The organism is Micromonospora sp. AMSO31t, from assembly GCF_008868175.1.
In the GTDB taxonomy this organism is placed as follows: Bacteria; Actinomycetota; Actinomycetes; order Mycobacteriales; family Micromonosporaceae; genus Micromonospora.
Genome location: NZ_WBKT01000211.1, coordinates 1 through 9,421, shown reverse-complemented (window position 1 = coordinate 9,421; position 9,421 = coordinate 1). Strand labels below are relative to the sequence as shown.

At 75.2% G+C, this 9,421-nt stretch carries 11 protein-coding genes; 5 read left to right on the top strand and 6 right to left on the bottom strand.

What is annotated here, in order from left to right; all coding sequences use genetic code 11:
- Nucleotides 1-276 (bottom strand): GNAT family N-acetyltransferase (locus tag F8274_RS28460; protein ID WP_192580029.1); only part of this gene is annotated, 276 nt, incomplete at its 3' end.
- A 131-nt stretch (nt 277-407) separates the two neighbouring features.
- Here F8274_RS28460 and F8274_RS28455 point away from each other — a divergent pair.
- The 3 genes from F8274_RS28455 to F8274_RS28445 are packed head-to-tail and all read left to right on the top strand — an operon-like array spanning nt 408 to nt 2,850.
- On the top strand, nt 408-962 hold the full coding sequence (locus F8274_RS28455) for an NADPH-dependent FMN reductase (protein WP_151465445.1): 555 nt from the start codon (nt 408-410) through the stop codon (nt 960-962).
- Nucleotides 963-985: 23 nt separating this feature from the next.
- Complete coding sequence (locus tag F8274_RS28450; protein WP_151465444.1) at nt 986-1,999, top strand: ATP-binding cassette domain-containing protein; 1,014 nt, start codon at nt 986-988, stop codon at nt 1,997-1,999.
- On the top strand, nt 1,996-2,850 hold the full coding sequence (locus F8274_RS28445) for an ABC transporter permease (RefSeq protein ID WP_151465443.1): 855 nt from the start codon (nt 1,996-1,998) through the stop codon (nt 2,848-2,850). The genes F8274_RS28450 and F8274_RS28445 overlap by 4 nt, the downstream gene beginning before the upstream one ends.
- 39 nt (nt 2,851-2,889) lie before the next feature.
- Here the strand turns inward: F8274_RS28445 and F8274_RS28440 are convergent, their stop codons facing one another.
- Nucleotides 2,890-6,255, bottom strand: coding sequence for an AAA family ATPase (locus F8274_RS28440; protein WP_151465442.1), 3,366 nt, complete (start codon nt 6,253-6,255; stop codon nt 2,890-2,892).
- 203 nt (nt 6,256-6,458) lie between these two features.
- Between F8274_RS28440 and F8274_RS28435 the strand changes: the two genes are divergently transcribed.
- Both F8274_RS28435 and F8274_RS28430 read left to right on the top strand, forming a co-directional pair.
- The gene (locus F8274_RS28435) at nt 6,459-6,680 is read left to right on the top strand and encodes a hypothetical protein (RefSeq protein ID WP_151465441.1); all 222 of its coding nucleotides are present in this window, start codon (nt 6,459-6,461) and stop codon (nt 6,678-6,680) included.
- A gap of 1 nt (nt 6,681) precedes the next feature.
- Nucleotides 6,682-7,002, top strand: a complete 321-nt coding sequence (locus tag F8274_RS28430; RefSeq protein ID WP_151465440.1) for a GYD domain-containing protein — start codon at nt 6,682-6,684, stop codon at nt 7,000-7,002.
- A gap of 4 nt (nt 7,003-7,006) precedes the next feature.
- On the opposite strand, the gene F8274_RS28425 is transcribed toward F8274_RS28430, so the two are convergent.
- The 4 genes from F8274_RS28425 to F8274_RS28410 form a co-directional block, all read right to left on the bottom strand.
- Nucleotides 7,007-7,411, bottom strand: a complete 405-nt coding sequence (locus F8274_RS28425; RefSeq protein ID WP_151465439.1) for a hypothetical protein — start codon at nt 7,409-7,411, stop codon at nt 7,007-7,009.
- Complete coding sequence (locus F8274_RS28420; protein WP_151465438.1) at nt 7,408-7,668, bottom strand: hypothetical protein; 261 nt, start codon at nt 7,666-7,668, stop codon at nt 7,408-7,410. Before F8274_RS28420 ends, F8274_RS28425 begins: the two co-directional genes overlap by 4 nt.
- 13 nt (nt 7,669-7,681) lie before the next feature.
- Nucleotides 7,682-8,389: a hypothetical protein gene (locus F8274_RS28415; protein WP_151465437.1), complete on the bottom strand. Its 708-nt coding sequence runs from the start codon at nt 8,387-8,389 to the stop codon at nt 7,682-7,684.
- 201 nt (nt 8,390-8,590) lie between these two features.
- The coding region (locus F8274_RS28410) for a HAMP domain-containing sensor histidine kinase (protein ID WP_151465436.1) at nt 8,591-9,421 on the bottom strand (831 nt) is incomplete at its 5' end.

The following is a 9,421-nucleotide window of genomic DNA, read 5'->3' as shown; positions in this document are numbered from 1 at the left end:
CGCCGGCAGCACGGCCCACCCCATCTCGTAGACGGGCTCGCCGCGCCACTCGCGCGCCCAGTAGCCGACGCTGCCCACCTTCGTCCCGTCGGGCAGCCCGACCGTGAACATGTTCCCGCTGCGCGGGCCGGGGCCGCGCAGGTAGCGCTCGTGCCGGGCGAGCACCTGCTCGTCGGTCTCCGGGCCACCGGTGTGCGCCCGCACCTCCGGCGCGTTGAGCTGCCGCAGCAGCGCCAGGTCGTCGGCGCTCCACCGCGCGAGGCGTACCTCGGTCATGCCACCCCCCTCGTCTCCGGCGCCGATTGAAGCAGCAGCCCCCGACACGCGCCCGCCAGATCGGATCTGGCGGGCCGCCGGTCGGCGTCTGGCGCCTGCGGGTTGAGACCCGACACCAGCGGGGAGGGAGCATGACGCCGTTGCGGCTCGCCGTGATCATCGGCAGCACCCGGGAGGGACGGATCGGCGACCGGATCGGTCGCTGGTTCGTCGCGCAGGCACGCGGCCGCGACGGGCTGGCGGTGACCGTGCTCGACCTCGCCGGGTACGACTTCCCGGCGAGCCTGCCGGCCGAGCCCACGGCGGCCATGCGGTCGTTCGCCGGGGAGGTGAACCGCGCGGAGGCGTTCGTGGTGGTCACCCCGGAGTACAACCACAGCTTCCCGGCGTCGTTGAAACAGGCGATCGACTACGCCTACGACGAGTGGCAGGCCAAGCCGGTCGGCTTCGTGTCGTACGGCTGCCGGTCGGTCGGCCTGCACGCGGTCGACCAACTGCGCACCGTGTTCACCGCCCTGCACGCGACGACCGTCCGCGACACCGTCGGCGTCGACCTGCTCGACGGCGAGCCGACGGGGCGGGTCGAGGAGCAGCTCCGGCAGGACGCCCGGGTGCTCCTCGACGAGCTCTGCTGGTGGGGTCTGGTGCTGCGCGAGGGCCGCGCGGCGCGTCCGTACGTCTCCTGAGAACACGAAGAGAGGTAGTGATCATGAGTAACCGGAACACCGGCCTGGCCGTCGAGGCCGACGGCCTGGTCCGGTCGTTCGGCTCGACCCGCGCGCTCGACGGCCTGGACCTCCAGGTCCCCGCCGGCACCGTCTACGGCCTGCTCGGGCCGAACGGCGCCGGCAAGACCACCGCGGTGCGAGTGCTGGCCACGCTGCTGCGCCCGGACGGCGGGCGGGCCCGCGTCTTCGGCCACGACGTCGTCGCGGAGGCGGACGCGGTCCGCGCCCGGGTCAGCCTCACCGGCCAGTACGCCTCGCTCGACGAGGACCTGACCGGCGCGGAGAACCTCGTCCTGCTGGGCCGGCTGCTCGGCCTGGCCCGGCCGGCGGCCCGGCAGCGGGCCGACCAGCTGCTCGCCGCGTTCGGGCTGACCGAGGCTGCCGGACGGCAGGTGAAGAAGTACTCGGGCGGCATGCGGCGGCGCATCGACATCGCGGCGAGCATCCTCAACACCCCGGACCTGCTGTTCCTCGACGAGCCGACGACCGGGCTGGACCCGCGCAGCCGCAACCAGGTGTGGGAGATCATCCGGGCGGTGGTCGCGCACGGCACCACGGTCCTGCTGACCACCCAGTACCTGGACGAGGCCGACCAGCTCGCCGGACGGATCGCGGTGGTCGACCAGGGCCGGGTGATCGCGGAGGGCACCCCGGGCGAGCTGAAGTCGTCGGTCGGCTCGGGCACCGTCCACGTGCGACTGCGCGACGCCGGGGAGCGAACCCGGGCCGAGCAGGTGCTGCGGGCCGCGCTGGGCGTGCCCGTGCAGTTGGAGGCGGACCCGGTGGCGCTCACCGCCCGCGTCGGCGAGGACGGCACCGACCTGGAGGCCGGCGAGCAGGCCGCGCGCGCCCTCGGCGAGCTGGCGCGCGCCGGGATCGTGGTGGACGACTTCTCCCTCGGCCAGCCGAGCCTCGACGAGGTGTTCCTGGCCCTGACCGACCACCCCGCCGTCGGGGCCGACGAGCGGGACGACGAACTGGAGGCGGCCCGATGAGCGACACCGCGACCACGACGGGGCGGCCCCCGTCCGTCTACGTGCCGTCGGCCGAGGCGCTGGCCACGGTCCTCGCCCCGGGCGAGCGGCCGCCGAGGCCGGGCGCGCTGTCCGCGTCGCTGACCTTCGGCTGGCGGGCCATGCTGAAGATCAAGCACGTGCCGGAGCAGTTGTTCGACGTGACCGCGTTCCCGATCATCATGGTGCTGATGTTCACGTACCTGTTCGGCGGCGCCCTCGCCGACAGCCCGCGGGACTACCTGCAGTTCTTCCTGCCCGGCATCATGGTGACCAGCGTCGTGATGATCACCATGTACACCGGCGTCGGGCTGAACAACGACATCGAGAAGGGCGTCTTCGACCGCATCCGTACCCTGCCGGTCTGGCGGCCCGCGGCGCTGGTCGGCATGATCTTCGGCGACGTGCTGCGCTACGTGCTCGCCGCGGTGGTCATCCTCGGCGTGGGGCTGGTGCTCGGCTTCCGGCCCGCCGGCGGGCCGGTCGGCGTGCTGGCCGGCATCGGCCTGCTGGTGATCTTCTCGTTCGCGTTCTCCTGGGTGTGGACCTTCTTCGGCCTGGTCCTGCGCAGCGAGAAGTCGGTCATGGGGGTCAGCATGATGGTGCTGTTCCCGCTGACCTTCCTGAGCAACGTCTTCGTCGACCCGGTCACCATGCCGGGCTGGCTCCAGGCGTTCGTCAAGGCCAACCCGGTCACCCACCTGGTCGCGGCCGTCCGCGCCGCCATGGCCGGGTCGTCGGACGCGACGAACACCATGTGGCTGCTGCTGTGGAGCGCCGGGTTCGTGGCCGTGTTCGGCACGCTCACCATGTACCGCTACAACCGCCGCTGACGTGGGGGGCGTCGCCCGCACGGGGCGACGCCCTCACCGTCACAGCCGCCAGGGCACCGGTTCCGGTGGCAGGTAGCGGCAGGTGCTGCCGGTGGCGACGGACTCCCGCAGGTGCGCCCCGAGCCCCGGGTGACGCTCGTCGATCCGGCGCAGCGTGTCCCGGATCCGGGCCGTCACCGCCTTGCGGGCCCGCTCGGCCTGGTCACCGAGGCGGCGGCTGCGCCCGGCCAGCCCGGCGGCGGCCCGCAACTGGTCGAGCAGCGCGGCGCGCTCGGCGTCGAGGGCGGCCAGCCTCGGTGCGTCATCGCGTACGGCGGCCCGGTCGATCTCGTCGTCGAGCCGCCGCAGGTGCTGCCGGTAGCGGGCCTTCGCCTCGTCGTCCAGCACGGGATCCCCGCCGAGCCGGCGAGCGGCGACGAGTTCCGGGCCGGCCGCCGGGTCGAGCAGCTCCACGGCGGGCACGTCGACACCGGGCCGGCCCAGCAGCAGCCGCAGGTCGTGCAGGCCCTTGGCGTCGGGCAGGTGCACGACCATGCCGCCGTACGCGAGCCGCCACACGGCCCCGTCCCTCCGGAACTCGGGCGCGGCGGCGGCCTGCGGCTCGGCGCCCCGGTCTGCGCCCACCACGGGCGCATCGGCCGAGCCGCCGGTCGAACGTTCCGCTCCGACCGGTGCCGGCACCCCGACGCCGTGACCCGCTCCGGCCGATACCGGCACCGCAACGGCGTGATCCGCCCCGGCCGCCGCCGCTCCGGCGAGGCCCGCGCCGGGTGGCCGTGCCAGCGGTCCGGCGGTGACCAGATCCGGAGCGTCCACTTCGCCCAGCCGGTGCAGCACCTGGGTCATGCCGAGCCCCCGCGCCTCGGCCGCCGTGTCGGCGCGCAGCCGGGCCGCCGTGGCCGCGTCGCCGGCCCGCCCGCGTGCGGTCAGAGCGGTCACCAGCCCGGCCCGGCTGAGCAGCGACCACGGTCGGGCGCCCATCCGGTCGGCGGCGTCGCGGGCGGCCTCGTAGCCGGCGACCGCGTCGTCCCAGCGCTGCTCGGCGGCGTCGACCGCGGCCAGCCAGAGGTCGACCGGACCACTGATGTCGCAGCCGAAGAACGCCGCCATCCAGCGGCCCCGGTGCGGCTCCAGCGCCGCCCGCGCCTCGGCGCAGCGGTCCGGGTCGGCGCTCGCGGCCGCCGCCTGGGCCCGCAGCCGCAGCCACAGCGGCGACACCGGCCGCGGGTGCGCGGTGCCGGCGGCCTCGATCCCGGCGGTGAGCCGCACGGCGGTCTCCGCGTCGCCGCGCTCGGCGGCGGTGATCGCGCGGAGCAGGTCCCGCTGCGGGTGGCCGGCCGCCTCCGGCCCGTCGAGCAGGGCCTCGGCCTCGGCGAGGCGGCCCCGGAGCAGCAGCAGGCACCAGCGCAGGTGCTGGCCCATGAAGGCGTGGTCGGAGTGCTCCCACTCGCCGTACCCGTCCATCTCGGCGAAATGGGCCTCGGCGGCGCCGAAGTCGCCGCGGAACCCGGCGATGATGCCGCTGTCGATGGCCGCCGCCATCCGCTGGCGGGCGACCTCGCCCTGCCGGCAGCCGGTGACGAACGCGGTCAGCTCGTCGTGGTAGCGCGGGTCGCCGAGTTCCAGCAGCGCGACCCAGCGCAGCGAGGTGGCCCACAGCTCGGTCTCCCGGTCGCCGGTGCGGCGGGCCACCTCCCGGATCTCCGCGGTGACCACCGCCCGGTCCTCGGCGGTGCCGAGCCCCCAGGTGGTGTCGTGCCGGGCCCACAGGCTGAAGGTGAGCGCCTCGTCGTCGCGGCCGTGCCGGGCGAGCGTCTCGGTGGCGGTGATCAGGTCGGTGACCAGTGCGCTCGTCCCCCGACCGGGCTCCGGCTCACCGATCAACCGCCCGTACGCCTCGCGCACCAGCTCGGCGGCGCCCGTGCGGCGGCGGGCCGCCAACTCCTGCCGGTGAACGGTGAGCGCGACCCGGGCCAGCACGGCCGGCTCGTCCAGCGTGCGGGCCAGCGCCGCGGCGTCCACGAGCAGCCGCTCGGCCTCGGCCTGCGTGCCGACGTGCTGCAGCAGTTGGGCGAGTTCGAGCATCACCTTGACCCGGCCGGCCGGCTCCTCGGCGACCTCCAGCGCGCGGCGAAAGTGCTGCACCGACTCCTCCACGGCCAGCCGCCCGCCGGCCTCCCGGGCGGCGGTGACCAGCAACTCGACGGTGCGCGCCGGGTCGAGGTCGGCGCCGGCGAGCCAGGCGTGGCGGGCCAGGTCGGCCGGGATGAGCCGCTCGGCCAGCGCCGCCGACCGGTCGACGGCGCGGACCACGGCGGCGTGCCGGGCGCGGCGCTCGGCGTCGGTCAGCCCGTCGTAGAGGGTCTCCCGCACCAGGTCGTGGGCGAAGGCGAACCGGCCGCCGCCGCGGGCCAGCACGAGCCGGGCGGTGGCCGCGCGGTCGAGCAGCCGGTCCACCTGTGCGACCGGACCGGGTACGCAGGCCGCGAGGACCTGACGGTGGAAGTCCCGGCCGAGCACGGCGGCCACGGTGAGCGCCTCGACCACCGGGGCGGGCAGCTGGTCGAGCCGGCGGCGCACGGCCTCGCGGACGCCGGGCGCGATGGTGGTGGCCAGGCCGTCGGTGTGCCAGAGCCGGGCGGTCTGCTCGACGAAGAACGGGTTGCCGCCGGTGCGCCGGTGCACCTCGTCGACGAGGTCGGTGCCCGGGTCGCGGCCGGCGGTGCGGCGGATCAGCGCGGCCACCTCGTCGCGGGCCAGGCCGGTGAGGGTGATGGTGGTGGCCTTGGCGGTCAGCGGCAGCAGCAGCGGCCGGAGCCGGTGGTCGCCGGACTCGACCTCGGCGTCCCGGTAGGTGCCGACGAGCAGCAGCCGTTCGAACCAGGTGTGCTGGGTGGCGAACTGGAGCAGCCGCATCGAGGCCGGGTCGGCCCAGTGCAGGTCGTCGAGGACGACCACGACCGGCCGGTGCTGGGCGACGGCCACCAGCGCGGTGGTCACGGCGTCGTGCAGGGCGAACTCCGCCCGCCCGCCGTCGTCGCCCGGCTCCTCCCCGACCGGGTCGGCGCCGGTGCCCTCGCCGAGCAGCGCCGCGAGGCCGGGGCCGGCGGCGTCCTGCGCCCGGGCCCAGTCGTCGGGGTGGCGGCCCAGGCGGCGCAGCACCTGCACCCAGGGCCAGTAGCCGGGGGCGCTGTCGGAGTCCCAGCAGGCCGCGCCGAGCACCAGCGCCCCGCGCCGCCGCGCCTCGTCGGCGGCCGCGCTGACCAGCGTCGTCTTGCCGATGCCGGGCTCCCCCGCGACCAGGACGAGACCGCCGTGGCTGGTGCTCACCCGGTCCACTTCGGCGCGCAGCAGGGCCGCGGGGTGTTCCCGCCCGATGATGGCCTCGCCGAACCGCGGCTCCATGACGTCCCGACGGTAGTCGACCGGTCCGACAACCGGGGTGACGCCGGCGCCGCCGACCGGGTCAGATACTCCCGCCGCCGGTGCTGCGGAGGTTGCTGCCGTCGGTCGGGTTCCGGTGGTCGTCCAGCCGGCGGCGGGCCTCGGCCGACGCCGCCAGGTCAAGGGCCAGGACTAGCGGCGGAGGCAGCGGGTAAGCGCGGCCCATGGGTAGCCACAAGCAGAACAAGCACGACCCGGGCGGCGAGTCGGCTCGGGCGGGGCGGAATTCGGGCACCGGTGCGCCGGGCCGCCAGGGCTCGGGGATGGAACGTCCGGGCAAACGGCACCAGTTGCACACCGCCACCGGGGCCGGCGGCAGCGAGCGCGATCAGGGCCGGGCCAAGGTCGAGGGCTCGGAGCGGGTGCAGCGGCAAGGCGGCAGCTGAGTTGCCCGCGTTCCTGCTGCGATCCGTCTACACCGTCGACGGGATCGACGGGCTGACGCGCGACGGCGGCACCAAACGCGTCGAGGTGGTCCGCAAGCTGGTCGAGGAGGCCGGCGGGCAGCTCATCTCGATGCACTTCGCCTTCGCCGACGACGACACCTACGTACTCTGCGACCTGCCCGACCATCGCACCGCCGCCGCGCTGGCCATCCGCATCGGCGCGGCCCGCGGGCTGCGGACCCGGGTCACCCCGCTGCTGACCCCGGCCGAGGTCGACGAGGCGACCCGGACGCCGACCGACTACACGGCTCCGGGCGACTGAACCCTCAGCGCGCGTCGGTGACCACGTGCGAGCAGGCCGGGCAGGCCGCCGGGCCCTGCTCGGCGAACCACCGGCAGGTACGCCGGATCGCACACTTCGGCAACTGCTCCTCGCCCGGTTCGGCCGTCTCCGCGTAGGAGGCGGCCATCCGCGCGCCCAGGCCACAGTGCTCGCCGGTCCAGAAGCCGCAGGACGACGTGACGCACGGGCCGGCCAGCCGGACACGCGACTCCACCGGGGCGTCGGAATCGCCGGCCGCGGCGAGCGCCACCGAGGCCGGCACGGCCGGCGTCACGTAGGCGACCCGCCCCGCCGGAGTGATCATGCCGAGGAACACCGTGGCGTTCGCCGCCGGCGTGCTCGGACACATCCGCTCCGGCGGGCCGGTACGTCCGGCGACGTCGGTCACCGCTCCATCCAGAAGCCGATGTCGTTGATCTTCTGGCCGAGGTCCTGGGCGAACGGGCCGTCGAGCACCCAGAGGCCGTACCACTCGGGGCGCAGCTTGAGGTTGCCGTGGCCGACGGTGAGCGGGTTGGTGAGCCGGGCGTTGGCCGTCCGGAGGGCGGCCAGGCCGGCCTTCTGGATCTCGCCGGCGATGAGGGTCTGCTGGTCGGGGGTCAGGTCGACGCCGTCGACCACGAAGCGGAACTCGTTGCGGGACATGTGCTACCTCCGGTCACTCGTACGATTCGGTGCCCAGCCCGCGGCGCAGGCTGATCCGGGTGAAGGCCGCCCAGCCGGCGTGCGAGGCGGCGTCGGCCGGCTGCCCGGCCCGGGCGAGTGCCCGGCCGGCGTGCTCCGCCCAGCGCGTGGCGGTGGCGTCGCCGTCGCCCCACAGCTCCCGGCAGGCGGCGACCGCGAAGGCGACCTGTCCGGGTGCGCCGGTGAAGCCGGCGGGCCCGTCGCCGACCCGGACCGCGCCGTCGGGCAGGACGCGCACGCTCGGGAAGTGGTGGTGCAGGCTGGCCACGGTCGCCGTGTGGCCGAGGTCCCGCCGCCCCGCCACGAAGCCGGCGCGCAGCTCGTCGTCGCGCCGGTAGCGGATGGCGTGCAGGGTGAGGGCGTCGCCGGCCGGGGCGACCCGGCCGACCACGTGGACGGGGGCGCTCCAGGCGCGGGGTGAGTTCGCCGACCAGAAGGCCAGCCAGGCGGACAGCCGGGCGTGGAAGTCCGCCTGGAAGGCCACCGCCGCCGCGGTGCCGTCGGGCGCCCGCAGCGCCGCGGTGGCGATCCGGTCCCGGGTGACCAGCGGCGTGGTGGCGCGGACGGGGGTCGCCGTGGCGGCGGTCGGGGCGACGGCCACGCCGGTCACGGTGACCGCCGAGGCCGCCGCCGCGCCGGCGAGCAGGCGCCGGCGCGAGAACGGGTACGGGTTGTCGTTCATCGTCGGCCTTTCGTCGACGGCCAGTGCACCGACGCTATCGACGGAAACGGATCAAATGAACACTCCCCGTGACGGGAGACCGACAGGAAAGCCGGGAATCCCCGGCGGCGTGAATCAGCATTCCTGTGCCGCCCGCGCGCCGCATTCACGCCGCGTCGGCGTGGCGACGTGCCCGGCGGCCGGCCCGAACGACGCGGCGCGTCAGCCGCGCGCCGGGGCGGGCATCGCCCGCGTCAGATGACCGGGGACGGCCCCGACCAGGGATGGCAGGGTCACCGTCACGACGAGCCCACCGCCGTACCGGGGGTGGGCGTGCACGGCACCACCGTGCGCCTGGGCCACCGCCCGCACGATCGACAGGCCCAACCCGAAGCCCCGCCCGGCACCGGCCCGGTCCCGCGCGCCGTTCCGCTCGGGACCGGCCACCCGGTCCTGATGGAGCCGCCGGAACGGCTGGAAGATCGCCTCGATCTCGTAGCCGGGCACCACGGGTCCGGTGTTGGACACGATCAGGGTGGCGCGGCCGTCGACGGTGCCGGTGCTCACGTCGATCTCGCCACCGGCCGGCAGGTTGTGCCGGACCGCGTTCTCCACCAGGTTCTGCGTCAGCCGCTCCAGCAGCACCGGATCACCGGCCGTGGTGGCGGGCGCGAGCCGCCGTCGTACGGTCGGCCCCGACGTGCCGGCCACCTGGTCGAGGAGGTGACCGGCGATCTCGGCGAGGTCGACCCGGGTCCGTTCGACCACCCGCTGCTCCGAGTCGGCCAGGGTGAGCAGTCCGTCGATGAGACGTTCGTGGCGTTCGTTGACGGCCATCAGGGTCTCCCCGAGCTGCCGCAATTCGCCGGAGGCACCCGGCCGGGACATCGCCACCTCCAGCAATGACCGGTTGAGCGCCAGTGGCGTACGCAGCTCGTGGGACGCGTTCGCCACGAACCGCCGCTGGCCGTCGAAGGACCGGTCGAGCCGCTCCAGCATCAGGTCGAAGGTGTCGGCCAGTTCCTTCACCTCGTCGCGCGGCCCCCGCCTGTC

Bases quoted from the DNA above. Each gene is read 5' to 3' on its own strand.
- F8274_RS28455 (WP_151465445.1), top strand. From the start codon at position 408: ATGACGCCGTTGCGGCTCGCCGTGATCATCGGCAGCACCCGGGAGGGA.
- F8274_RS28450 (WP_151465444.1), top strand. From the start codon at position 986: ATGAGTAACCGGAACACCGGCCTGGCCGTCGAGGCCGACGGCCTGGTC.
- F8274_RS28445 (WP_151465443.1), top strand. From the start codon at position 1,996: ATGAGCGACACCGCGACCACGACGGGGCGGCCCCCGTCCGTCTACGTG.
- F8274_RS28440 (WP_151465442.1), bottom strand. From the start codon at position 6,255: ATGGAGCCGCGGTTCGGCGAGGCCATCATCGGGCGGGAACACCCCGCG.
- F8274_RS28435 (WP_151465441.1), top strand. From the start codon at position 6,459: ATGGGTAGCCACAAGCAGAACAAGCACGACCCGGGCGGCGAGTCGGCT.
- F8274_RS28420 (WP_151465438.1), bottom strand. From the start codon at position 7,668: ATGTCCCGCAACGAGTTCCGCTTCGTGGTCGACGGCGTCGACCTGACC.
- F8274_RS28415 (WP_151465437.1), bottom strand. From the start codon at position 8,389: ATGAACGACAACCCGTACCCGTTCTCGCGCCGGCGCCTGCTCGCCGGC.